This window comes from Sulfurivermis sp., from assembly GCF_059410345.1.
In genome coordinates, this window is the sequence record NZ_JBLJDO010000020.1 from 19,508 (window position 1) to 42,456 (window position 22,949).

A 22,949-nucleotide genomic window follows, 5' to 3' on the forward strand; every position below is an offset into this window, starting at 1 on the left:
AGGCCGGGGCGGCATGGCCCCGGACCGGTTCTGGGGTAACGGACGGACAGATGAAACGTAGTAAAAGCAGTACCCGTTGGCTCAAGGAGCACTTCGACGACATCTATGTGAAGCGTGCCCAGCAGGAAGGCTATCGCTCGCGCGCGGTCTACAAGCTGCTGGAGCTGAACGAAAAGGAGCGCCTGCTCAAACCGGGCATGACGGTGGTTGACCTGGGGGCGGCGCCGGGCAGCTGGTCACAGCTGGCCGCCGACATCGTCGGCAAGCATGGCCGGGTGGTGGCGCTGGACATCCTGCCCATGGACCCGTTGCCCGGGGTGGAGATCATCGAGGGCGATTTTCGCGAGGAGACGGTGCTGCAGCAGCTGCTGGCGGTCATCGGCGAGCGCCCGGTGGACGTTGTATTGTCCGATATAGCCCCCAATATCAGTGGCATGACTTCGGTGGACCTGCCGCGCGCCATGTATCTGGTGGAGCTGGCGCTGGATCTGTGCCGCACGGTGCTGAAACCGGGCGGTGACTTCGTGGTCAAGGTGTTTCAGGGGCCCGGTTCCGATGAGTTTGTGAAGGCCCTGCGCCAGCATTTCGCCAAGGTGGTGGTCCGCAAACCCGCGGCCTCGCGGCCACGGTCGCGCGAGGTGTATATGGTGGCCAGGAACTATTCCGTGTAGTAACGTACTCTAAACGCGGCGGGTAAGATTCGCCTGCGGCCAGCTGGAGACGCATTTTGAACGACATCGCAAAAAACATCATTCTGTGGGTGGTTATCGCCGTTATCCTCATGACGGTGTTCAATAATTTTGGCCAGCAGCGCCAGGTCAGCCAGCCCCTGGAATACTCCCAGTTCATTTCCGATATCCGCGCCGGCCGTATCAAGAGCGTGGAGATCGAGGGCCGCACCATCGTCGGCACCCGGCAGGACGGCGAGCGTTTCATGACCTACAGCCCGGATGACCCGGGCCTGATGGCCGACCTGCTCAACAGCAACGTGCGCGTGGTGGCCAAGCCGCCCGAGAGTCAGGGCCTGCTCACCCAGATATTCATTTCCTGGTTCCCCATGCTGCTGCTCATCGGCGTGTGGATCTTCTTCATGCGCCAGATGCAGGGCGGCGGCGGCGGCCGCGGCGCCATGTCCTTCGGCAAGAGCCGCGCCCGTCTGCTGGGCGAGGATCAGGTCAAGGTGACCTTCGCCGATGTGGCCGGCGTGGAAGAGGCCAAGGAGGAGGTGAGCGAGCTGGTGGAGTTCCTGCGCGACCCCTCCAAGTTCACCAAGCTCGGCGGCAAGATCCCGCGCGGCGTGCTGATGGTCGGTGCGCCGGGCACCGGCAAGACCCTGCTGGCCAAGGCCATCGCCGGCGAGGCGCGGGTACCGTTCTTCACCATCTCCGGTTCCGACTTCGTGGAAATGTTCGTCGGCGTCGGCGCCTCGCGCGTGCGCGACATGTTCGAGCAGGCCAAGAAGCACGCGCCGTGCATCATCTTCATCGATGAAATCGATGCCGTGGGTCGTCACCGCGGCGCGGGCCTCGGTGGCGGTCACGATGAGCGCGAGCAGACCCTGAATCAGTTGCTGGTGGAGATGGACGGTTTCGAGGGCAACGAGGGCGTCATCGTCATCGCCGCCACCAACCGCCCCGATGTGCTCGACCCGGCCCTGCTGCGTCCCGGCCGCTTCGACCGCCAGGTGGTGGTGCCGCTGCCCGACGTGCGCGGCCGCGAACAGATCCTCAAGGTGCACATGCGCAAGGTGCCGGCGGCCAGCGACGTCAATCCGTCCATCATCGCCCGCGGCACGCCCGGTTTCTCCGGCGCCGACCTGGCCAACCTGGTCAACGAGGCGGCGCTGTTCGCCGCCCGCGCCGGCAAGACCCTGGTGGGCATGGGCGAGTTCGAGCGCGCCAAGGACAAGATCATGATGGGCGCCGAGCGCAAGTCCATGGTGATGAGCGAGGATGAAAAGAAGCTCACCGCCTACCACGAGGCGGGACACGCCATCGTCGGCCGTCTGGTGCCGGATCACGATCCGGTACACAAGGTGTCCATCATTCCGCGCGGCCGCGCCCTGGGTGTCACGCTGTTCCTGCCGGAACAGGATCGCTACAGCTACAGCAAGCAGCGTCTGGAGAGCCAGATTTCCAGCCTGTTCGGCGGCCGCATCGCCGAGGAGCTGATCTTCGGTGCCGACAAGGTGACCACCGGCGCCTCCAACGACATCCAGCGTGCCACCGAGCTGGCCCGCAACATGGTGACCAAGTGGGGCTTGTCGGAGAAGCTGGGGCCGCTGACCTATACCGAGGAGGAGGGCGAGGTGTTCCTCGGCCGCTCGGTGACCCAGCACAAAAATGTCTCCGACGAGACCGCGCATATCATCGACGAGGAAGTACGCCTGTTCATCGATCGCAATTACGAGCGCTCCAAGCGCATTCTGATCGAAAACATGGATAAGCTGCACACCATGGCCGATGCCCTGATGAAGTACGAGACCATCGACCTGGAGCAGATCAACGACATCATGGCGGGCAAGACGCCGCGCCCGCCAGTGGACTGGAGCGATCAGGAGCCCAAGTCCGGCGCTGGCAGTACCGCAGACAAGGACGATACCGCCGGCGGCACGCTGGGCGATCCGGCCAGCCAGCATTAAACACGCGGCCTTGCCGCAGGATGAAGACCGGCAGCGCAAGCTGCCGGTTTTTTTTCATCCGGCGTAATGGGGACGCAGCAGCCGTCGCCTCATCCAGCCGCTTGACGCCGATCAGGGTAAGTGTGGCGGGTACTGGCTAGAGTAGGGGCGGTCGTCACTGTCGTATGCCTTTTCTGCAAGGAGTCTCACCGTGAAAGCAAGAGTCCTGACCCCGCTGCTCGTACTGTATCTGGCCGTCGCTGCACCGTCCGCCGCCGCGGCCTGTGCGCAGGAAAAGACCGATATGCCGCAGACCACCCCTGACAGCGTGTTTGTCGATAACGGCGACGGTACCGTGAGCCACACCGGCACCGGGCTGATGTGGATGCGTTGTAGCCTGGGGCAGAGTTGGAACGGCCGTGGCTGCACCGGCGCGGTCAGGCAATACACCTGGCAACAGGCCGTGCAAGCGGCGGTGGACATCAACAGCGGCGCGGCCGACGACGACGGCGATGGCCGGGCGGGGTATGCCGGCCGCACCGACTGGCGCCTGCCCGACAAGATGCAACTGGAGTCGATTATCGAGGAAGGCTGTCATGCGCCGGCCATCAACGCCACCTTCTTTCCAGATACCCCATCCCACTGGTATTGGTCGGCCACGCCCAGTTCCAGCAACCGTGACATCGCCTGGCTCATCAATTTCCAAAACGGCTACGATGGCGCCGATGCCAAGACCTATGCCGCCCGCGTGCGTCTGGTGCGGATGAAATAGCAGGGGACTCCTCCTGCCCCCGGTAGGCGCTCTAGGCGGATTCTGGGATAATCCGCCGCCTATGTTGCTCGACTGCGCCGGCAAACCCCTCGACCTGTCCGTCCCCCGCGTGATGGGGATACTGAACGTCACGCCCGACTCCTTTTCCGATGGCGGCCGTTACCTTGACCCTGCCGTGGCGGTGGCGCGGGCGCGGCAGATGGTGGCGGAGGGGGCGGCGATCATCGATGTGGGCGGCGAGTCCACCCGGCCGGGCGCCGCAGCGGTCGCCGCAGAGGACGAGATCGCGCGGGTGGTGCCGGTGATCCAGGCGCTGACTGCGGAACTGTCGGTGCCGGTTTCGGTGGATACCAGCAAGCCCGAGGTGATGCGCGCTGCGGTGGCGGCCGGTGCCGGCCTGATTAACGATGTGTGTGCGCTGCGCCAGCCGGGTGCGTTGCAGGCCGCGGCGGAGTTGCGGGTGCCGGTGTGCCTGATGCACATGCAGGGCGAGCCGCGCACCATGCAGCAGGCACCACACTATGCGGACGTAGTAGCCGAGGTGTCTGCGTTTCTGCAGGAACGGGTGGCGGCGTGCGTCGCCGCCGGTATCGCGCGCGAGCGGATCCTGCTCGACCCCGGCTTCGGTTTCGGCAAAAGCCTGGACCACAACCTGAGCCTGCTCAAGCACCTGCCTGCGCTGCACGCGCTGGGATTGCCACTGCTGGTGGGTATGTCGCGCAAGCGCATGATCGGTGCGGTGCTGGATGCGCCGCTGGAAGATCGGCTGTACGGCAGTGTGGCCGTCGCCACTCTGGGCGCCTGGCTCGGTGCCGCCATCGTGCGCGTGCACGACGTCAAGGCCACGGCGGACGCCCTCAGGATGGTGGCGGCGGTGCAGGCGGCGGAATAGCGATATCTACCGCAAAGACTTTATTTCAGGGATATACGGAAGGAAGGAAACCATGGCACGCAAGTATTTCGGTACCGACGGCATCCGCGGCAAGGTGGGCGAATTTCCCATCACCCCGGAGTTCATGCTCAAGCTGGGCTGGGCCGCCGGCCGCGTGTTGTCGCAGGGCAATCATGGCGGCAAGGTGATCATCGGCAAGGACACGCGCATCTCCGGCTATATGTTCGAGTCGGCCCTGGAAGCTGGCCTGTCGGCGGCCGGACTCGACATCCGCCTGCTCGGGCCGATGCCGACGCCGGCCATCGCCTATCTGACGCGCACCCTGCGCGCCACCGCTGGCATCGTCATCAGCGCCTCGCACAACCCTTATGAGGACAACGGCATCAAGTTCTTCTCCGCCGCCGGCACCAAGCTGCCCGACGAAGTGGAACTGGCCATCGAGGCGGCGCTGGACGAGCCCATGACCATGGCGCCGTCGGCGCACCTCGGCAAGGCCGAGCGGGTGGTCGACGCCGGTGGCCGCTACATCGAATTCTGCAAGAGCACCTTTCCCAATACCCTGAGTCTCGCGGGCCAGAAGATCGTGGTGGACTGCGCCAACGGCGCCACCTATTTCGTCGCGCCGCGGGTGTTCCGCGAACTGGGTGCCGAGGTGATCAAGATCGGCGCCGAGCCGGACGGCCTCAACATCAATGTCGACTGCGGTTCCACCCACCCGGCCCTGTTGCAGCGCGCGGTGCTGGAGCACAAGGCGGATTTGGGTATCGCCTTCGACGGCGACGGAGACCGCGTGATCATGGTCGACCACACCGGTGCCATCGTCGATGGCGACGAACTGCTGTTCATCATTGCCATGGAGCGCCACCGCCAGGGCGGCCTGGCCGGTGTGGTGGGCACGCTGATGAGCAACCTGGGCATGGAACATGCGCTGGCCGCCGCCGGTATCGGCTTCCAGCGTGCCAAGGTGGGCGACCGCTACGTGCTGGAACAGATGCAGAACCTGGGCTGGCCGCTGGGCGGCGAGTCCTCCGGCCACATCATCTGCCGCGACTGCACCACCACCGGCGACGGCATCGTCTCCGCCCTGCAGGTGCTGACTGCACTGGCGCGTAGCGGCAACAGCCTGCATGCCCTCAAGAGCGGCATGAGCAAGTATCCGCAGAAGATGGTCAACGTGCGTCTGGACCAGCCTTTTGATGTCATGGCCTCCAGCCGGGTGCAGGAGGCGGTGCGCGCGGCGGAGGCCGCCTTCGCACGCAGCGGCCGTGTCCTGCTGCGCCCCTCCGGCACCGAGCCGGTGGTGCGCGTGATGGCCGAGGGCGAGGATGCGGTCCTGGTGGAGCGCATCGTGGCCGAGTTGGCCGCGGCGGTGCGCCGGGCGATGACCGGCGCCAATTGATTTATCCACCGTCAGCGGGTAAGCTTCCGCGCTGTTTTTGCACCGATTTGGGGAGGTAGGGCTGATGCGACGACCGCTCGTGGCCGGTAACTGGAAGATGAACGGCTCCAGGGCCAGTATCAAGGCGCTGCTGGACGGCATCAAACAGGGGATCGGCGCGGTGACCAAGGCGGAAGTCGTGGTGTGTGCCCCCTATATCTACCTGCCCGAGGTGGAATCCCAGTTGAGCGGCAGCCCTATTGCCTGGGGTGCGCAGAATCTGAGCACCGAGGCCTCCGGCGCCTTTACCGGCGAGATCGCCGCCTCGATGCTGCTGGATTTCCACTGCCGCTACGTGATCGTCGGCCACTCCGAGCGCCGTTCGCTGTACGGTGAGACCGATGCGGTGGTGGCGAAGAAATATGCGGTGGCCCGCGCCGCCGGCCTGGTGCCCATCCTGTGTGTGGGTGAGACCCTGGCCGAACGGGAGCAGGGGATTACCGAGCAGGTCGTCGCGCGCCAGTTGCAGGCGGTGCTCGACCTGGAGGGCGTGTCCGCCCTGACCGCCGGCGTCATCGCCTATGAGCCGGTCTGGGCCATCGGTACCGGCAAGACCGCCAGTCCCGAGCAGGCGCAGGAGGTGCATGCCTTCATCCGCCGCAGTATCGCCGGAAGCGATGCCGCCGTGGCCGACAAAGTGCGGATCCTGTACGGCGGCAGCATGAATGCGGCCAACGCCGCGACCTTGCTGGCCCAGCCTGACATCGATGGCGGCCTCATCGGCGGCGCCTCGCTCAAGGCGGAAGACTTTTTGACCATTTGCCGCGCCGCCAACTAGGGCGCCGGAATAGAGACCAAATGCAGACTGTAATTCTGATTGTTCATGTATTGGCGGCACTGGGCGTGGTTGGCCTGGTGTTGTTGCAGCAGGGCAAGGGCGCCGATGCCGGCGCGGCCTTTGGCAGCGGTGCGTCGGCCACGGTGTTCGGCGCACGCGGCTCGGGTTCATTCCTTACCCGCACCACGGCGATCCTGGCCACGGTGTTCTTCCTGACCAGCCTGTCGCTGGCCTATTTCTCCGGCCGCAGCGCAGTGCCCTCCAGCGTGACGGCCATCGTGGCACCGGCACCCCCCGCCGCCGATGTGCCTGCCGCGCAGGATCGCCCCGATCTGCCGGCACCCAAGCAGTAACACTTCAAGTTTTGCGGACGTGGTGGAATTGGTAGACACGCCATCTTGAGGTGGTGGTGGCGCAAGCTGTGCGGGTTCGAGTCCCGCCGTCCGCACCAAACAGAAAACCCGGTTTAGACTGAACCGGGTTTTTTTTCGTCCATGAAATTATGGCTGTGAGGCGCTGTTACACAAAACTATTGTGCGAGGCTGATGCGCGTACCTAGCATTTGTTGTGCGAGGAATATTAGAGAACTCTATTCCATAAAAAAATTAATGGCATCCATAACTTCATGAAAGGAAAAGAGAAATGTCATGATTCAAACTTGACACCTGATCACCCGCTAGCCTAGACTGCCCGGACTTCGAAAACAGTAAAACAACATAATAATTTCATCGGAATCCACCGCATGCAGTAACGTGGATACCGCTTCTGGGAGCGTAGGCAAGCATGCTGGAAAACTACCTGCCGATCCTCATTTTCGTGATCGTCGGCCTGCTGTTCGGTGCCTTCTTCATCATCCTCGGTTTTGTTCTCGCGCCGCGCAAGCCGGACGCGGAAAAGCTCTCCGCCTATGAGTGCGGCTTCGAGGCTTTCGAAGACGCCCGCATGAAATTCGACGTGCGTTACTACCTCGTCGCCATCCTGTTCATCATCTTCGATCTGGAAATTGCCTTTCTGTTTCCCTGGGCCGTGGCCCTGCGTGAAATCGGCATGTTCGGTTTCATGGCCATGATGCTGTTCCTCGGCCTGCTGGTCATCGGTTTCATCTACGAATGGAAGAAGGGGGCCCTGCAGTGGGAATAGAAGGTATTCTCGAGAAGGGATTCGTCACCACCTCCGCCGACAAGCTGATCAACTGGGCCCGTACCGGCTCCATGTGGCCGATGACCTTTGGTCTGGCCTGCTGCGCCGTGGAGATGATGCACGCCGGCGCCTCGCGCTATGACCTGGATCGCTTCGGCATCATCTTCCGTCCCAGCCCGCGCCAGTCCGACGTGATGATCGTCGCCGGCACCCTGTGCAACAAGATGGCCGCGCCGCTGCGCAAGGTCTACGACCAGATGCCGGAGCCGCGCTGGGTGATTTCCATGGGTTCCTGCGCCAACGGCGGCGGTTATTACCACTATTCCTATTCCGTGGTGCGCGGCTGCGACCGCATCGTACCGGTCGACATCTATGTGCCCGGCTGCCCGCCAACGGCGGAGGCGCTGCTGTACGGCATTCTGCAATTGCAGAACAAGATCCGGCGCACCAGCACCATAGCCCGTTAACAGCGAGAGTCCTGCGGCATGTCTGATTACTATCAGCATCTTTCAACGCGCGTGCAGCAACGTCTCCAGGGGCGGGTCGGCCCCTGCACGGTGGCGCTGGGCGAACTGACCGTCGAAGTACCCAAGGTGCATCTGCTGGAGGTGGCCCGCGTGCTGCGCGACGAGGCGGAGTTCGGCTGCGATCAGCTCATCGATCTGTGCGGACTGGACTATTTGGAGTACGGCAACGGCGGCTGGAGCGGTCCGCGCTATGCGGTGGCCTATCACCTGTTGTCGGTGCGTAACAACCATCGCATCCGTCTCAAGGTGTTCACCGACGGTGAGGTGCCGCTGGTGGACTCGGTGGTGTCGATCTGGAGTTCGGCCAACTGGTATGAGCGCGAGGCCTTCGACCTGTTCGGCATCGTGTTCGAGGGCCATCCCGACCTGCGCCGCATCCTCACCGACTATGGTTTCGTCGGCCACCCGTTCCGCAAGGATTTCCCCATCAGCGGCAATGTGGAGATGCGCTACGACCCGGAGAAGGGGCGTGTGGTGTACCAGCCGGTGAGCATCGATCCGCGCAATCTGGTGCCGCGCGTCATCCGCCACGACCATCGCTATGTGACGCCGGAAGGGCCGGCAGCGCAGGGAGACAAGTAACGTGGCCGAGATTCGCAACTTCACTCTCAACTTCGGTCCGCAGCACCCGGCGGCCCACGGCGTGCTGCGCCTGATTCTGGAGATGGACGGCGAGGTGATTGAGCGCGCCGACCCGCACATCGGCCTGCTGCATCGCGCCACCGAGAAGCTGGCCGAACAGCGCCACTACGTGCAGAACCTGCCCTATATGGACCGCCTCGACTATGTGTCGATGATGTCCAACGAACATGCCTACTGCCTGGCGGTCGAGAAGATGCTCGGCGTGGAGGTGCCGGAACGCGCGCAGTACATCCGCGTCATGTTCGACGAGATTACCCGCATCCTCAATCACCTGCTGTGGGTCGGTTCGCATGCCCTCGACGTGGGCGCCATGGCCATGTTCCTCTATGCCTTCCGTGAACGCGAGGATTTGATGGATTGCTACGAGGCGGTGTCCGGCGCCCGTCTGCACGCGGCCTATTACCGTCCGGGTGGTGTCTACCGCGACCTGCCCGAGCGCATGCCGCAGTACGACACCAAGGCTACCAAGTGGCATTCTGAAGCTTCGCTCAAGGCATCCAACGAAAACCGCCAGGGTTCGCTGCTCGATTTTATCGAGGACTTCACCAACCGCTTCCCCGGTTATGTGGACGAGTACGAAACCCTGCTCACCGACAACCGCATCTGGAAGCAGCGTACCGTCGGCATCGGTGTGGTATCGCCGGAGCGGGCCCTGCAGATGGGCTTCACCGGCCCGATGTTGCGCGGTTCCGGCGTGGCCTGGGACCTGCGCAAGAAGCAGCCCTACGAGGTGTACGACAAGCTGGCCTTCGACATCCCGGTGGGCACCAACGGCGACAGCTACGACCGCTATCTGGTGCGCATCGAGGAGTTCCGCCAGTCCAACCGCATCATCCGGCAGTGCGTGGATTGGCTGCGCAAGAATCCCGGCCCGGTGATGGTGGATGACCACAAGGTCGCCCCGCCGCCGCGCGCGGAAATGAAGCAGGACATGGAAGCGCTGATCCACCACTTCAAGCTGGTTTCCGAAGGCATCAGCCTGCCGGCCGGGGAGGCCTATGCCGCAGTGGAGCATCCCAAGGGCGAGTTTGGCATCTACCTGGTGTCCGACGGCGCCAACAAACCCTATCGCATGAAAATCCGCGCCCCCGGTTTCGCCCATCTGTCCGGCCTTGACGAGATGGTACGCGGCCACATGCTGGCCGACGTGGTCACCGTGATCGGTACGCAGGATATCGTATTCGGAGAGATTGACCGCTGATGGCACAGGCAAATATCGCATTGCTGACGCCGGCCTCGCGTGCCGAGATCGACACGTGGATCGCCAAATATCCGCCCGAGCGCAAGCAGTCGGCGGTGATGGCGGCCCTGCGCATCGCGCAGGACCAGAACGGCGGCTGGCTCACCACCGAGCTGATGGATGCCGTGGCCGGCTATCTGGAGATGGCGCCCATCGCCGTTTATGAGGTGGCCACCTTCTACTCCATGTACCAGCTGGAGCCGGTGGGTCGCCACAAGATCAACGTCTGCACCAACATCTCATGTCTGTTGCGCGGTTCCGATGAGGTGGTGGCGCATCTGCAAAAACGTCTTGGCATCAAGCTGGGCGAGACTACTGCTGATGGGCGCTTCACGCTGAAAGAAGTGGAGTGCCTGGGCGCCTGTGTCAACGCGCCAGTGGCGCAGATCGCGCGGCAGTACTACGAGCAGCTCACCCCTGAGCTTATCGATCGCATCATCGACGGCCTGGAATAAGGGGGCGTACTGCACATGGCCAACGACGTTTGTTTCCGTACCCTGCACCTGGACCAGCCCTGGACGCTGGAGAATTACCGCAGCGTGGGCGGTTATTCGGTGTGGGAGAAGATCCTCAAGGAGAAGACCTCTCCCGACAGCATCATCGCCGAGCTGAAGACCTCGGCCCTGCGCGGCCGCGGCGGGGCCGGCTTCCCCACCGGCCTGAAGTGGAGTTTCATGCCGCGCAACGTCGAGGGGCAGAAGTACGTGGTGTGCAACTCCGACGAAGGTGAGCCGGGTACCTGCAAGGACCGCGATATCCTGCGCTACAACCCGCACCAGCTGGTGGAGGGCATGGCCATCGCCGGTTACACCATCGGTGCGACCAAGGGTTACAACTACATCCGCGGCGAGTTCTGGGAGCCCTATGAACGCTTCCAGGCCGCTATCGAGGAGGCACGCGCGGCGGGCCTCCTCGGCAAGAACATCTTAGGTTCTGGCATCGACTTCGACATCGACGTGCACCTGGGCGCCGGCGCCTATGTGTGCGGCGAGGAGACCGCGCTGCTGGAATCGCTGGAGGGCAAGAAGGGGCAGCCGCGCTTCAAGCCGCCGTTCCCGGCCAGCTTCGGCCTGTATGGCCGGCCCACCACCATCAACAACACCGAGTCGCTGGCCTCGGTGCCGGTGATCCTGCAACACGGCGGCCAGTGGTTCCTCGAATTGGGCAAGCCCAACAATGGCGGTACCAAGCTGTTCTCCGTCTCCGGCCACGTCAACAAGCCGGGCAATTTCGAGGTGCCCATGGGCACGCCCTTCGCCGACCTGCTGGCGATGGCCGGCGGCGTGTGGAAGGGCCGCAAGCTGAAGGCGGTGATCCCGGGCGGCAGTTCTACCCCGGTGCTGCCGGCGGAGATCGCCATGGGCATGACCATGGACTACGACTCCATCTCCAAGGCAGGTTCGATGCTCGGTGCCGGCTCGGTGATCGTGATGGACGAGACCACCTGCATGGTGAAGGTGCTGGCGCGTCTGTCGCACTTCTATTACGAAGAGTCCTGTGGCCAGTGCACGCCGTGCCGTGAGGGCACCGGCTGGCTGGCGCGCATGGTGCACCGTATCGAGCACGGCGCGGGCCGCCAGGAAGACCTGGACCAACTGGTGCGTGCCGCCAGCCAGATCGAAGGCCACACCATTTGCGCCCTGGGTGATGCGGCGGCGATGCCGGTGAAGAGTTTCCTCAAGCATTACCGCGACGAGTTCCAGTACCACATCGATCACAAGAAGTGCATGGTGTGACACCAGCATGAGCGGAAGCCCTATGGTAACGATTGAGATCAACGGCAAGCCGGTACAGGCCCGCCCCGGCGCGATGCTGATCGAGGCCGCCGACGAAGCCGGCATCGTCATTCCGCGTTTCTGCTACCACAAGAAGCTGTCGGTGGCGGCCAGTTGCCGCATGTGTCTGGTGGAGGTGGAGAAGGTGGCCAAGCCGCTGCCCGCCTGCGCCACGCCGGTGACCGAAGGCATGAAGGTTTGGACCCGTTCGCCCAAGGCCATCTCCGCCCAGCGCAACGTTATGGAGTTCCTGCTCATCAACCATCCGCTCGACTGCCCCATCTGCGATCAGGGCGGCGAGTGCGACCTGCAGGAAATGGCCATGGGCTACGGCAGGGATGTGTCGCATTTCAGCGAGGGCAAGCGGGTGGTGGCCTCGCCCGATATCGGCCCGCTGGTTGCCACCGACATGACCCGCTGCATCCACTGCACCCGCTGTGTGCGCTTCGGTGATGAGATCGCCGGCGTGATGGAACTGGGTGCACCGGGACGCGGCGAGCACATGCACATTGGCACCTACGTGGAGAAGTCTTTGTCGTCGGAGGTCGTCGGCAACGTCATCGACTTGTGTCCGGTGGGGGCGCTCACCTCCAAGCCGTACCGCTACAGCGCGCGGCCGTGGGAACTGACCAGCCGCGATTCGGTGTCGCCGCACGACTGCGTCGGCGCCAACCTGCGCGTCGACGTACGCGGCCGCCAGGTGATGCGCGTGCGTCCGCGCGAGAACGACGAGGTCAACGAGGTGTGGCTGGCCGATCGTGATCGCTTCAGCTATCTCGCTTTGAACCATGCCGATCGTCTTACCGCGCCGCAGGTGAAGCAGGATGGGGTGTGGCAGACGGTGGACTGGAATACCGCGCTCACCGCCGCGGCGCGCGGCCTGCGCAGTGTGGTGGAAAAACACGGGGCGGCGCAGCTCGGCGCGCTGGCCGGTTACGGTGCCACCACCGAAGAGTTCTATCTGTTGCAGAAGCTGCTGCGCGGCCTCGGCAGCGACAACATCGATCACCGTCTGCACCAGATCGATTTTTCCGCGCAGGGCGCCCTGCCGGCCTTCCCCTGGCTGGGTCAGGCCCTGGCCGACCTGGACAATCTGGATGCAGCGCTGCTGGTCGGCTCCAACGTGCGCAAGGAGCAGCCGCTGGTGGCACTGCGCCTGCGCAAGGCGGCCCGCGGCGGTGCGTGCCTGATGGCGGTGAATCCCGTTGCTTACGATCTCAACTTCCCCTTGGCCGCGCGCCGCACCGTGGCGCCGGCGCAGATGGCGCAGGAACTCATCGCCATCGCCCAGGCCCTGATCGAACTGGGCGGCGCGGCGCCGGCCGGTTTTGCCGCGCTGGCCGCGGGCGTCAAGGTGCAGGACGAGCACCGTGCCATGGCGCGCCAGTTGAAGGACGCTGCGCAGTCTACGGTGCTGGTGGGCAACGCAGTCGCCCACCACGCCCAGCAGGGTGCGTTGCAGCAATTGGCCGCTTTGGTGGCGCGCCTGTCCGGTTCCCGTTTCGGTTTCCTCAGCGAAGGCGGCAACAGCGCCGGCGCCTGGCTGGCCGGTGCCGTGCCCCATCGCCGTGCCGGTGGTGCGGTCGGTGCGGCCGGTTTGGATGCCCGCGCCATGCTGGCCGCCAAATTGAAAGCCTATGTGGTGCTCCATGCCGAACCGGAGCTGGACTGCATCGACGGTGCCGCCGCGCGTGCCGCACTGGAGCAGGCCGAGTGTGTGGTGGCGCTGACACCCTATGTCACCGACACCATGCGCGCCTATGCCGATGTGCTGCTGCCGCTGGCGCTGTTCGCGGAGACGTCGGGTACGTTGGTGAATGCCGAAGGCCGCTGGCAGAGCTTCACCGGTTGCACCACGGCGCCGGGGGAGACGCGGCCGGGCTGGAAGGTGCTGCGTGTTCTGGGCAATCTGTGCAATCTGGAAGGTTTCGAGTACGAGTCCTCCGACGAGGTGCGCCGCGAACTGGAGGCGGCGTGCAGCGCCGTGCTGCCCAGTAGCAAGCTGGAATGGCAGGCGCCAGTGCCGGCGCCCGCTGGCAACGGCCTGTGCCGTATCGCCGACTATCCGATCTACGCGGTGGATGGCATGGTGCGGCGCAGCACGGCCCTGCAACAGACCCCGGACGCCACCAGCGGTGTGGCCCGCTGCAATGCGGCTACCGCAACGCAGTACGGCGTGGCGGCGGCGGCACGGGTGCAGATAGCGCAGGGCGGCGGCAATTGCGTGTTGCCGCTGGCGCTGGATGAACGGGTGCCCGACGGCTGCGTGTACGTGCCGGCGGGACTGACGGCAACCGCTGCGCTGGGCGCGGTGGATGCGGCAGTGGAACTGAAGGCGGCCGAGTGAAAGCCAAGGCGAGCGGAATAGACGCATGATCGAGATGCTGCAGACATTGATAATGTGGGACGCTTGGCCGGCCGGCTTGCAGACGCTGGTCGTGATCATGCTGAAGATCGTGGCGATCCTCGGCCCGTTGATGGTGGCGGTGGCCTACTACACCTACTTCGAGCGCAAGGTCATCGGCTACATGCACGTGCGCATCGGCCCCAACCGCGTCGGCCCGCGCGGCTGGCTGCAACCCATCGCCGATGCGGTCAAGCTGATGTTCAAGGAAATCGTCATTCCGAGCGGTGCAGACAAGAAGGTGTTCCTCATCGCACCGGTGCTGGCCATGGCCCCGGCCCTGGCCATGTGGGCGGTGATTCCGTTCAATGACACGATGGTGCTGGCCGACATCAACGCCAGTCTGCTGTACGTGCTGGCCATCGGTTCCATGGGTGTGTACGGCATCATCCTGGCCGGCTGGGCCTCCAACTCCAAGTATGCCTTCCTCGGCGCCATGCGTTCGGCGGCGCAGATGGTGTCCTACGAGATCGCCATGGGCTTTGCTCTGGTGGTGGTGCTGATGGCGGCCGGCAGCCTCAATCTGGGCGATATCGTACGCGCTCAGCAGGGCGACTATGGCCTGTTCAGCTGGTACTGGCTGCCGCTGCTGCCGATGATGGTGGTGTACTTCATCTCCGGTGTGGCAGAGACCAACCGCGCGCCCTTCGACCTGGCGGAAGGCGAGTCGGAGATCGTGGCCGGCTTCCACGTCGATTATTCCGGCACCACCTTCGCGGTGTTTTTCCTGGCCGAGTACGCCAACATGATCATCGTTGGTATGCTGTCGGCCCTGCTGTTCATGGGCGGCTGGCTGTCGCCGTTCCAGGGCTGGACCGATTCCTGGCTGGGCCAGCCCAGCCTGTTCTGGCTGTTGGCCAAGGCATCCATCTTCCTGTTCCTGTTCCTGTGGTTCCGCGCCACCTTCCCGCGCTATCGCTATGACCAGCTGATGCGCCTGGGCTGGAAGGTGTTCATCCCGCTCACCATCGTCTGGCTGGTGCTGGTCGGCGCGGCCATCATGGTCGGGCTGGAACCCTGGTTCGGCAAGGCGTGAGGGGACGGCCATGAAAGCACTGACACGTTTCTTCAAGAGTCTGTTCCTGCTGGAACTGCTTCAGGGCATGCGCCTCACCGGGCGCTACATGTTCGAGCGCAAGATCACCGTGCAGTATCCGGAGGAGAAGGCGCCGCTGTCACCGCGCTTCCGCGGGCTGCACGCCCAGCGCCGCTATCCCAATGGCGAAGAGCGCTGCATTGCCTGCAAGCTGTGCGAAGTGGTGTGCCCGGCCCTGGCCATCACCATCGAATCGGCCCAGCGTGAGGACGGCAGCCGCCGCACCACGCGCTACGACATCGACCTGACCAAGTGCATCTTCTGTGGCTACTGCGAGGAAGCCTGCCCGGTGGACGCCATCGTCGAGACCAATATCTACGAGTATCACGGCGAGCAGCGCGGCGACCTCCTGATGACCAAGGACAAGCTGCTGGCGGTGGGCGACAAGTACGAGCAGCAAATCGCGGCGGACCGGGCGGCGGACGCCCCCTACCGTTAATCATGCAGGCCACCTACACCGTAAAGAGATCCCTGGCATGACCTTCGAGCAGATTCTGTTTTACGCCTTCGCCGCCATCCTGGTGTTTGCCGCCGGCATGGTGATCACGGTACGCAATGCGGTGCATGCGGCGCTGTTCATGGTGCTGGCCTTCTTCACCAGCGCCGCGCTGTGGCTGCTGCTGGAGGCGGAGTTCCTCGCCATCACCCTGGTGCTGGTCTACGTCGGCGCGGTGATGGTGCTGTTCCTGTTCGTGGTGATGATGCTGGACCTCAATACCGCGCCCATGCGCGAGGGCTTTGCGCGCTATCTACCGGTGGGTATCGTGGTGGCGCTGCTGGTCATCGCAGTGATGGCCATGGCGGTGGGCCAGCGCCACTTCGGCCTGGAGCAGATGCCGGTGCCGGTGCCGCACGGCGCCGATTACTCCAATACCCGTGAACTGGGCCTGTTGCTCTACACCACCTACGTCTACCCGTTCGAGATTGCCGCGGTGATCCTACTGGTGGCCATTGTCGCCGCCATCGCCCTGACACTGCGCCAGCGCGGTGGCACCAAGACCCAGAACATTGCCGAGCAGGTGGCGGTGCGCCGCGATGACCGTGTGCGTCTGGTGCAGATGGACGCGGAACAGCGCAAGTAAGCGAGGCCCGAGAAGAATGATCCCACTTTCCAATTATCTGATTCTGGGCGCCATCCTGTTCTGCATCAGCATGGCCGGCGTGTTCATCAACCGCAAGAACCTGATCATCCTGCTGATGTGCGTGGAACTGATGTTGCTGGCGGTGAATATGAACTTCATAGCCTTCTCCCATTACCTGGGCGATACCGCCGGCCAGATCTTCGTGTTCTTCATTCTCACGGTGGCCGCGGCGGAGGCCGCCATCGGCCTCGCCATACTGGTGGTCCTGTTCCGCAACCGGCGCAGCATCAACGTCGCCGATCTGGATAGCCTGAAGGGGTAGGCCCGTGCTCGACAATCTGCACAATGTAAACATCGCCATCGTCGCCGCGCCGCTGCTCGGTGCCATCATTGCCGGGCTGTTTGGCGGCGCCGTCGGCCGTGCCGGCGCGCACACCGTGACCATCATCGGCGTGGCCATCGCCTTTCTGCTGTCGCTGGTGATGTTCAACCACGTGGTGATCCAGGATGCCGGCATCGTCACGCACAGCGTCTACACCTGGCTGGTATCCGACGGCATCACCTTCGAGGTGGGTTTCCTGGTGGATAAGCTGTCGGTGATGATGATGGTGGTGGTCACCTTCGTTTCATTGATGGTGCACGTCTACACCATCGGTTACATGGCTCATGACGAGGAGAACTGGCCGGAGGGCAGTGGCGCCGGCAAGAACAGCTACCAGCGCTTCTTCAGCTACATCTCGCTGTTTACCTTCTCCATGCTGATGCTGGTGATGGCCAACAACTTCATGCAGCTGTTCTTCGGCTGGGAGGCGGTGGGCCTGGTGTCCTACCTGCTGATCGGCTTCTGGCTCAAGCGTTCCAGCGCCACCTATGCCAATCTCAAGGCCTTCCTGGTCAACCGCGTCGGCGACTTTGGCTTCCTGCTCGGTATCGCCGCCGTGCTGATGTACTTCAACACGCTGGATTATGCCGCGGTATTCAACGCCGCCGAACTGCACAAGGACCTCACCATGTCGCTGTGGCCCGGTGCCGAGTGGAGCGTGATGACCGTGATCTGCATCCTGTTGTTCATCGGCGCCATGGGCAAATCGGCGCAGGTGCCGCTGCATGTGTGGCTGCCGGACTCCATGGAAGGCCCGACCCCGATCTCCGCCCTGATCCACGCCGCCACCATGGTCACCGCCGGTATCTTCATGGTGGCGCGCATGTCGCCGCTATTCGAACTGTCGGAGACGGCGCTGTCCTTCATCCTGATCATCGGCGCCATCACCGCGCTGTTCATGGGCTTCCTCGGCATCATCCAGAACGACATCAAGCGCGTGGTGGCCTATTCGACCCTGTCGCAGCTCGGCTACATGACCGTGGCCCTGGGTGCTTCGGCCTATGCCGCCGGCGTGTTCCACCTGATGACCCACGCCTTCTTCAAGGCCTTGCTGTTCCTCGCCGCCGGTTCGGTGATCATCGCCATGCACCACGAGCAGGATATGCGCCGCATGGGTGGCCTGCGCAAATACATGCCCATCACCTGGATCACCTCGCTCATTGGCTCACTGGCCCTGATCGGCACGCCGGGCTTCGCCGGCTTCTTCTCCAAGGATCTGATCATCGAGGCGGTGCATGCCTCGCAGCTGCCCGGCGCCGGTTTCGCCTATTTCTGTGTGCTGGCCGGCGTGTTCGTCACCGCCTTCTACTCCTTCCGCATGTACTTCCTGGTGTTCCACGGCAAGGAGCGCTTCCGCGACGCCCATCATGGCCACGGCCATGGTCATCACGCTGTGCACGAGCCGCATGAAACGCCGTGGGTGGTGACCTTGCCGCTCATTGCGCTGGCCATCCCTTCGGTGCTGGCGGGCGGCATGTACATCACGGATATGGGCTTCGGCAATTTCTTCGGCTCGGCCATCCAGGTGCTGCCGCAGCATGACGTGCTGGGCCAACTGGCGCAGGACTATCACGGCGCCTGGGGTATGGTGCTGCACGGCTTCCTCACCGCGCCGTTCTGGCTGGCGCTGGCTGGTGTCGCCACCGCCTGGCTGTTGTACATGAAGTACACCCATGTGCCGGCCCTGATCCAGGCGCGGCTGCAGTTCCTGCACACGCTGCTGGACCAGAAATACTATGCCGATCGTTTCAACGACTGGTTCTTTGCCGGCGGCAGCCGCGGCATCGGCCGCCTGCTGTGGCAGTGGGGCGATGTGCGTCTCATCGACGGCCTGCTGGTCAACGGCAGCGCGCGCACCGTGGGCTGGCTGGCGGCGGTGGTGCGCCACATCCAGTCCGGCTATCTGTTCCACTATGCCTTCGCCATGATCCTGGGGCTGTTGTTGATGTTCGCCCTGTTCGTCGTCGCCGGATAACAAGAAAGGTACGGCTGCATGTTTGCTGATTTGCCACTGCTCAGTCTGGTTATCTGGACCCCCATCATCGGCGGTCTGTTGGTTCTGGCCGCGGGTAGCCGCAACGCCCTGGAGGCCAAGGTGTTGGCGCTGCTGGTAGCGTTGGCGACCTTCCTGCTGTCGCTGCCGCTGTACAGTGGTTTCGATACGGCCACGGCGGCGATGCAGTTCACCGAGTTCCGCCCGTGGATTGCCACCTGGTCCATCAACTATCACCTCGGCGTCGACGGTATCTCCATGCCGCTGATCCTGCTTACCACCTTCACCACGGTGCTGGTGGTGATCGCCGGCTGGGAGGTGATTCAGAACAAGCCGGCGCAGTACATGGCCTCCTTCCTGATCATGGCCGGTCTGATGAACGGTGTGTTCGCCGCCCTGGACGCGATGCTGTTCTACGTGTTCTGGGAGGCGATGCTGATCCCGATGTTCATCGTCATCGGCGTCTGGGGCGGGCCGCGCCGTATCTATGCCACGCTGAAGTTCTTCCTCTACACCTTCCTCGGCTCGGTGTTCATGCTGGTGGCGCTGATCTGGATGTATCTGCAATCAGGCAGCTTCGCCATTCTCGACCTACATGCCATGCCGCTCAGCCTGCAGGCGCAGGTGCTGATCTTCCTGGCCTTCCTGCTTGCCTTCGCGGTGAAGGTGCCCATGTGGCCGGTACATACCTGGTTGCCGGATGCCCACGTCGAGGCGCCCACCGGCGGCTCGGTGATCCTGGCGGCAATCATGCTGAAGCTGGGCGCCTACGGTTTCCTGCGCTTCTCCCTGCCCATCACCCCCGATGCCAGCCAGCAGCTGGACTGGCTGATGATCACCCTGTCGCTCATTGCCGTGGTGTACATCGGTTTCGTCGCCCTGGTGCAGCAGGACATGAAGAAGCTGATCGCCTATTCGTCCATTTCGCACATGGGCTTCGTCACCCTCGGCATGTTCATCGCCTGGCGCATCGCCGACAACACCGGCAGCATGCAGGGCGCCGGCATGGGCATCGAAGGCGCCATGGTGCAGATGATCTCCCACGGTTTTGTCTCCGGCGCCATGTTCCTCTGCGTCGGTGTGCTGTACGACCGCCTGCACAGCCGCGAGATCGCCGACTACGGCGGTGTGGCCCACACCATGCCGCGTTTCGCCGGTTTCATGGTGTTGTTCGCCATGGCCAATGCCGGCCTGCCCGGCACCTCCGGTTTTGTCGGCGAGTTCATGGTGATCCTGGCCAGCTTCAAGGCCAACTTCTGGTTCGCCTTCCTGGCCGCCACCACCCTGATCCTGGGCGCCGCCTACACCCTGTGGATGGTGCGGCGCGTGGTGTATGGCGAGGTGGCCAGCGACAAGGTGGCGGCACTCAAGGACATCAATGGCCGTGAATTCCTGATCCTCGGCGTGCTGGCGCTGATGGTGCTGCTGCTGGGCCTGTGGCCGGCGCCGCTGCTGGACGTGATGCGTCCGACGGTGGAGCACCTGGTGCAGCACATGGCCGTATCCAAGCTGTAAGCGGAGAGACGCTTGATGAGTTTCACGATGCCCGATTTCATGCCCGCCCTGCCCGAGATGTTCCTGCTCGGGATGATCTGCTTCATCCTGCTGCTGGACCTGTTTCTCAGCGAGCGCAACCGCGTGGTCACCTACCTGCTGGCACAGTCCACTCTGCTCGGCGCACTGCTGCTGACGGTGAGCCTGTATGAAGAGGGCAGGGCGCTGACCTTCAGCGATACCTTCGTCCACGATCCCATGGGCTCCGTGCTGAAGGCATTCATTTATCTGGCGACCTTCTTCGTGTTCCTCTACGCCAAGGACTATTTGCGCGCGCGCAACATGTTCAAGGGTGAGTTCTATGTCCTCGGCCTGTTCGGTGTGTTGGGCATGAACGTGCTGGTGTCGGCGCACAGCCTGCTCACCATCTACCTGGGCCTGGAACTGCTGTCGCTGTCCATGTATGCCATGGTGGCCTTGCAGCGCGATTCTGTGCAGGCCTCCGAGGCGGCGATGAAGTACTTCGTGCTCGGTGCCATGGCCTCGGCCATGCTACTGTACGGCATGTCCATGTTGTACGGCATTACCGGCAGCCTGGACCTCGGCCAGATCAACAACAACACGGCGGCCATGGACAACGATTCCATGCTGCTGGCCTTCGCCCTGGTGTTCATCGTCATCGGTGTGGCCTTCAAGCTGGGTGCGGTGCCGTTCCATATGTGGCTGCCTGACGTCTACCACGGCGCGCCCACCGCAGTAACGCTGTATCTGAGTTCCGCCCCCAAACTGGCCGCCTTTGCCATGCTGATGCGCCTGCTGGTGGACGGCCTGGGTGGGCTGCAGGACCAGTGGGAGGGCATGCTGATCCTGCTCGCCGTGCTGTCGCTGGCCGCCGGTAACATCATCGCCATCGCCCAGACCAATCTGAAGCGCATGCTGGCCTATTCCGCCATCTCCCATGTCGGCTTCCTGTTGCTTGGTGTGCTGGCCGGCACCCAGGCCGGCTATGCCGCTGCCATGTTCTACGCCATCGTCTACGTGATCATGGGCCTGGGCGGTTTCGGCATGATCGTGCTGATGAGCCGCGCCGGTTTCGAGGCGGACAGCATCGAAGACTTCAAGGGCCTCAACGAGCGCAGCCCGTGGTTTGCGCTGATGATGCTGATCCTGATGTTCTCCATGGCCGGCGTGCCGCCGTTCCTCGGCTTCTGGTCCAAGCTGGCGGTGATCCAGGCCGCCCTCGGCGCCGACCTGGTGTGGCTGGCCGCCGTGGCGGTGGTGTTCTCGGTCATCGGCGCCTTCTACTACCTGCGCGTGGTCAAGGTGATGTACTTCGACAAGGCCGACGCGGCCGCGCCCGCGGTGAGCGCCGGTCTCGACCTGCGCGTGGTGTTGAGCGCCAACAGCCTGGCCGTGCTCGGCCTGGGCCTGTTCCCCGGTGGCCTGCTGGCGTTGTGCGTCGCGGCGCTGGCCTAAGCGGGTTGCGCGCAGTTTCGGGTTCGGACTTTCTGTTGTGAGCGGTCCGCTTGACCGCGCCGAGGGGATGGCCGAAACTGCCACCTCCGCAACCTCGAATTCGATATTGCCCCCATGCTTCCAGCCCTGTCCCTGATCCTCATCGCCGTCATTGCCGCCAACCTGCCCTGGGTGAGCGAGCGCATCCTGCTGGTACGCCGGGCGGGGGAGGGCGGCAAGGGCGCCTGGTGGCGCTGGCTGGAGTGGTTGCTGCTGTACTTCGTGGTGGGCGGCCTGGCCCTGGGCCTGGAGAACAAGCTCAACGGTGGCATCTATCCGCAGGGTTGGGAGTTCTACGCTGTCACCCTTTGCCTGTTCCTGGTGTTCGCCCTGCCCGGGTTCATCTATCGCTACGAATTCAAGCACTTGCTGGAGAGGCGTTGATTTTTTGACGTTTTTCCAAGGCTTCCCTTGCCATGCGGGGGCACGCTATGTAAAATGCGCCTCCATCGAATGCGGGGTGGAGCAGTCCGGTAGCTCGTCGGGCTCATAACCCGAAGGTCGTAGGTTCAAATCCTGCCCCCGCTACCACTCGATTTGTCGCAAAGGCCCCGGTTTCGGGGCTTTTTGTTATGGTCGGCAGGGTGCCGGCCGTACCGGTCATAACCTGGCGTTTTTCATGGAAAAACGCTAGAATGCCGGGCCATAGTTTGGGTAACAGAGTGGGCCTTGGGCCCATTTTTTATTTCCGGGGTTAGCTGGGTGACGCAGGCAGCGAAGCAGTTACAGCAGTTGTTGGAGCCGGGGGTGGCTGCCCTGGGCTACGAGCTGCTGGGTATCGAACACCTGGCGCAGGGGCGCCATTCGCTGTTGCGCCTGTACATCGACAGCCCCGACGGCATCACCGTGGAAGATTGCGAGCGGGTCAGCCACCAGGTCAGCGGTGTGCTGGAGGTGGAGGACCCCATCAAGGGGCAGTACACCCTGGAGGTGTCGTCGCCGGGCCTGGATCGCCCGCTGTTCAAACTGGAGCACTACGCGCGCTTCATAGGCGAGGTCGTGTCGCTGCGCTTGGTGCGCCCGCTGGGTGAACGGCGCAAGTTCAAGGGGCGACTGCTGGCGCTGCGTGAGGACGCGGTGGTGGTTGAGCAGGACGGTGTTGAAGTGGTGATACCGCTGGAAGATATCGACAAGGCGCATCTGGTGCCGCAGTGGTAAA

General features: G+C 63.5%; 23 protein-coding genes and 2 tRNA genes. All 25 read left to right on the forward strand.

Annotation, left to right across the window (positions count from 1 at the left end; all coding sequences use genetic code 11):
- Positions 1 to 50: 50 nt before the first annotated feature.
- The 25 genes from rlmE to rimP all read left to right on the forward strand — a co-directional run bounded on the left by rlmE (position 51) and on the right by rimP (position 22,948).
- A complete protein-coding gene (gene rlmE, locus ACMV8A_RS13055) occupies positions 51 to 671 on the forward strand; it encodes a 23S rRNA (uridine(2552)-2'-O)-methyltransferase RlmE (RefSeq protein ID WP_495326313.1) in 621 nt (206 codons plus the stop codon).
- 56 nt (positions 672 to 727) lie between these two features.
- Complete coding sequence (gene ftsH, locus ACMV8A_RS13060) at positions 728 to 2,641, forward strand: ATP-dependent zinc metalloprotease FtsH (RefSeq protein ID WP_495326314.1); 1,914 nt, start codon at positions 728 to 730, stop codon at positions 2,639 to 2,641.
- A 190-nt stretch (positions 2,642 to 2,831) separates the two neighbouring features.
- Positions 2,832 to 3,392, forward strand: a complete 561-nt coding sequence (locus ACMV8A_RS13065; protein WP_495326315.1) for an Lcl C-terminal domain-containing protein — start codon at positions 2,832 to 2,834, stop codon at positions 3,390 to 3,392.
- Between the two features lie 61 nt (positions 3,393 to 3,453).
- On the forward strand, positions 3,454 to 4,284 hold the full coding sequence (folP, locus tag ACMV8A_RS13070) for a dihydropteroate synthase (RefSeq protein ID WP_495326316.1): 831 nt from the start codon (positions 3,454 to 3,456) through the stop codon (positions 4,282 to 4,284).
- Positions 4,285 to 4,336: 52 nt separating this feature from the next.
- Complete coding sequence (glmM, locus tag ACMV8A_RS13075; protein ID WP_495326317.1) at positions 4,337 to 5,683, forward strand: phosphoglucosamine mutase; 1,347 nt, start codon at positions 4,337 to 4,339, stop codon at positions 5,681 to 5,683.
- A 64-nt stretch (positions 5,684 to 5,747) separates the two neighbouring features.
- The gene (gene tpiA, locus ACMV8A_RS13080) at positions 5,748 to 6,500 is read left to right on the forward strand and encodes a triose-phosphate isomerase (RefSeq protein WP_495326318.1); all 753 of its coding nucleotides are present in this window, start codon (positions 5,748 to 5,750) and stop codon (positions 6,498 to 6,500) included.
- A 20-nt stretch (positions 6,501 to 6,520) separates the two neighbouring features.
- On the forward strand, positions 6,521 to 6,853 hold the full coding sequence (gene secG / locus ACMV8A_RS13085) for a preprotein translocase subunit SecG (protein WP_495326319.1): 333 nt from the start codon (positions 6,521 to 6,523) through the stop codon (positions 6,851 to 6,853).
- Positions 6,854 to 6,866: 13 nt separating this feature from the next.
- Positions 6,867 to 6,951: transfer RNA gene (locus ACMV8A_RS13090), tRNA-Leu, on the forward strand.
- 332 nt (positions 6,952 to 7,283) lie between these two features.
- On the forward strand, positions 7,284 to 7,640 hold the full coding sequence (locus tag ACMV8A_RS13095; RefSeq protein WP_495326320.1) for an NADH-quinone oxidoreductase subunit A: 357 nt from the start codon (positions 7,284 to 7,286) through the stop codon (positions 7,638 to 7,640).
- On the forward strand, positions 7,631 to 8,107 hold the full coding sequence (locus ACMV8A_RS13100; RefSeq protein ID WP_127476798.1) for a NuoB/complex I 20 kDa subunit family protein: 477 nt from the start codon (positions 7,631 to 7,633) through the stop codon (positions 8,105 to 8,107). The genes ACMV8A_RS13095 and ACMV8A_RS13100 overlap by 10 nt, the downstream gene beginning before the upstream one ends.
- An 18-nt stretch (positions 8,108 to 8,125) precedes the next feature.
- Complete coding sequence (locus ACMV8A_RS13105; RefSeq protein WP_495326321.1) at positions 8,126 to 8,749, forward strand: NADH-quinone oxidoreductase subunit C; 624 nt, start codon at positions 8,126 to 8,128, stop codon at positions 8,747 to 8,749.
- 1 nt (position 8,750) lies between these two features.
- Entirely contained in the window at positions 8,751 to 10,010 is a 1,260-nt protein-coding gene (locus ACMV8A_RS13110; RefSeq protein ID WP_495326322.1) for an NADH-quinone oxidoreductase subunit D, read from the forward strand.
- A complete protein-coding gene (gene nuoE / locus ACMV8A_RS13115; RefSeq protein ID WP_495326323.1) occupies positions 10,010 to 10,504 on the forward strand; it encodes an NADH-quinone oxidoreductase subunit NuoE in 495 nt (164 codons plus the stop codon). Before ACMV8A_RS13110 ends, nuoE begins: the two co-directional genes overlap by 1 nt.
- Before the next feature lie 15 nt (positions 10,505 to 10,519).
- On the forward strand, positions 10,520 to 11,785 hold the full coding sequence (gene nuoF / locus ACMV8A_RS13120) for an NADH-quinone oxidoreductase subunit NuoF (RefSeq protein WP_495326324.1): 1,266 nt from the start codon (positions 10,520 to 10,522) through the stop codon (positions 11,783 to 11,785).
- Between the two features lie 7 nt (positions 11,786 to 11,792).
- Positions 11,793 to 14,171 carry an NADH-quinone oxidoreductase subunit NuoG gene (nuoG, locus tag ACMV8A_RS13125; RefSeq protein WP_495326325.1) on the forward strand — a complete coding sequence of 793 codons (2,379 nt, stop codon included), beginning with the start codon at positions 11,793 to 11,795 and terminating at the stop codon, positions 14,169 to 14,171.
- 34 nt (positions 14,172 to 14,205) lie between these two features.
- Positions 14,206 to 15,264 (forward strand): NADH-quinone oxidoreductase subunit NuoH, encoded by a 1,059-nt coding sequence (nuoH, locus tag ACMV8A_RS13130; protein ID WP_495326345.1) that lies wholly within the window; start codon positions 14,206 to 14,208, stop codon positions 15,262 to 15,264.
- Between the two features lie 10 nt (positions 15,265 to 15,274).
- Positions 15,275 to 15,763 carry an NADH-quinone oxidoreductase subunit NuoI gene (gene nuoI / locus ACMV8A_RS13135; RefSeq protein WP_495326326.1) on the forward strand — a complete coding sequence of 163 codons (489 nt, stop codon included), beginning with the start codon at positions 15,275 to 15,277 and terminating at the stop codon, positions 15,761 to 15,763.
- A 37-nt stretch (positions 15,764 to 15,800) separates the two neighbouring features.
- On the forward strand, positions 15,801 to 16,406 hold the full coding sequence (locus ACMV8A_RS13140) for an NADH-quinone oxidoreductase subunit J (protein WP_495326327.1): 606 nt from the start codon (positions 15,801 to 15,803) through the stop codon (positions 16,404 to 16,406).
- 16 nt (positions 16,407 to 16,422) lie between these two features.
- Positions 16,423 to 16,728: an NADH-quinone oxidoreductase subunit NuoK gene (gene nuoK / locus ACMV8A_RS13145; RefSeq protein WP_495326328.1), complete on the forward strand. Its 306-nt coding sequence runs from the start codon at positions 16,423 to 16,425 to the stop codon at positions 16,726 to 16,728.
- Positions 16,729 to 16,744: 16 nt separating this feature from the next.
- Positions 16,745 to 18,763, forward strand: coding sequence for an NADH-quinone oxidoreductase subunit L (gene nuoL / locus ACMV8A_RS13150; RefSeq protein ID WP_495326346.1), 2,019 nt, complete (start codon positions 16,745 to 16,747; stop codon positions 18,761 to 18,763).
- An 18-nt stretch (positions 18,764 to 18,781) separates the two neighbouring features.
- Positions 18,782 to 20,296 (forward strand): NADH-quinone oxidoreductase subunit M, encoded by a 1,515-nt coding sequence (locus tag ACMV8A_RS13155; protein WP_495326329.1) that lies wholly within the window; start codon positions 18,782 to 18,784, stop codon positions 20,294 to 20,296.
- Between the two features lie 15 nt (positions 20,297 to 20,311).
- Positions 20,312 to 21,751 carry an NADH-quinone oxidoreductase subunit NuoN gene (gene nuoN, locus ACMV8A_RS13160; RefSeq protein ID WP_495326330.1) on the forward strand — a complete coding sequence of 480 codons (1,440 nt, stop codon included), beginning with the start codon at positions 20,312 to 20,314 and terminating at the stop codon, positions 21,749 to 21,751.
- A gap of 114 nt (positions 21,752 to 21,865) precedes the next feature.
- The gene (locus ACMV8A_RS13165; RefSeq protein ID WP_495326331.1) at positions 21,866 to 22,174 is read left to right on the forward strand and encodes a DUF2818 family protein; all 309 of its coding nucleotides are present in this window, start codon (positions 21,866 to 21,868) and stop codon (positions 22,172 to 22,174) included.
- Positions 22,175 to 22,244: 70 nt separating this feature from the next.
- Positions 22,245 to 22,321: transfer RNA gene (locus tag ACMV8A_RS13170), tRNA-Met, on the forward strand.
- Between the two features lie 171 nt (positions 22,322 to 22,492).
- Positions 22,493 to 22,948 (forward strand): ribosome maturation factor RimP, encoded by a 456-nt coding sequence (gene rimP, locus ACMV8A_RS13175; protein ID WP_495326332.1) that lies wholly within the window; start codon positions 22,493 to 22,495, stop codon positions 22,946 to 22,948.
- Position 22,949 lies beyond the last annotated feature (1 nt).

What these genes read in the sequence shown, in the direction of transcription:
- nuoH (WP_495326345.1), top strand. Translation starts at nt 14,206, where the DNA reads ATGCTGCAGACATTGATAATGTGGGACGCTTGGCCGGCCGGCTTGCAG.
- nuoG (WP_495326325.1), top strand. Translation starts at nt 11,793, where the DNA reads ATGAGCGGAAGCCCTATGGTAACGATTGAGATCAACGGCAAGCCGGTA.
- ACMV8A_RS13140 (WP_495326327.1), top strand. Translation starts at nt 15,801, where the DNA reads ATGACCTTCGAGCAGATTCTGTTTTACGCCTTCGCCGCCATCCTGGTG.
- glmM (WP_495326317.1), top strand. Translation starts at nt 4,337, where the DNA reads ATGGCACGCAAGTATTTCGGTACCGACGGCATCCGCGGCAAGGTGGGC.
- nuoF (WP_495326324.1), top strand. Translation starts at nt 10,520, where the DNA reads ATGGCCAACGACGTTTGTTTCCGTACCCTGCACCTGGACCAGCCCTGG.
- tpiA (WP_495326318.1), top strand. Translation starts at nt 5,748, where the DNA reads ATGCGACGACCGCTCGTGGCCGGTAACTGGAAGATGAACGGCTCCAGG.
- rlmE (WP_495326313.1), top strand. Translation starts at nt 51, where the DNA reads ATGAAACGTAGTAAAAGCAGTACCCGTTGGCTCAAGGAGCACTTCGAC.
- nuoN (WP_495326330.1), top strand. Translation starts at nt 20,312, where the DNA reads ATGAGTTTCACGATGCCCGATTTCATGCCCGCCCTGCCCGAGATGTTC.
- ACMV8A_RS13095 (WP_495326320.1), top strand. Translation starts at nt 7,284, where the DNA reads ATGCTGGAAAACTACCTGCCGATCCTCATTTTCGTGATCGTCGGCCTG.
- nuoK (WP_495326328.1), top strand. Translation starts at nt 16,423, where the DNA reads ATGATCCCACTTTCCAATTATCTGATTCTGGGCGCCATCCTGTTCTGC.
- ACMV8A_RS13105 (WP_495326321.1), top strand. Translation starts at nt 8,126, where the DNA reads ATGTCTGATTACTATCAGCATCTTTCAACGCGCGTGCAGCAACGTCTC.
- ACMV8A_RS13165 (WP_495326331.1), top strand. Translation starts at nt 21,866, where the DNA reads ATGCTTCCAGCCCTGTCCCTGATCCTCATCGCCGTCATTGCCGCCAAC.
- nuoI (WP_495326326.1), top strand. Translation starts at nt 15,275, where the DNA reads ATGAAAGCACTGACACGTTTCTTCAAGAGTCTGTTCCTGCTGGAACTG.
- folP (WP_495326316.1), top strand. Translation starts at nt 3,454, where the DNA reads ATGTTGCTCGACTGCGCCGGCAAACCCCTCGACCTGTCCGTCCCCCGC.
- nuoE (WP_495326323.1), top strand. Translation starts at nt 10,010, where the DNA reads ATGGCACAGGCAAATATCGCATTGCTGACGCCGGCCTCGCGTGCCGAG.
- secG (WP_495326319.1), top strand. Translation starts at nt 6,521, where the DNA reads ATGCAGACTGTAATTCTGATTGTTCATGTATTGGCGGCACTGGGCGTG.
- ACMV8A_RS13155 (WP_495326329.1), top strand. Translation starts at nt 18,782, where the DNA reads ATGTTTGCTGATTTGCCACTGCTCAGTCTGGTTATCTGGACCCCCATC.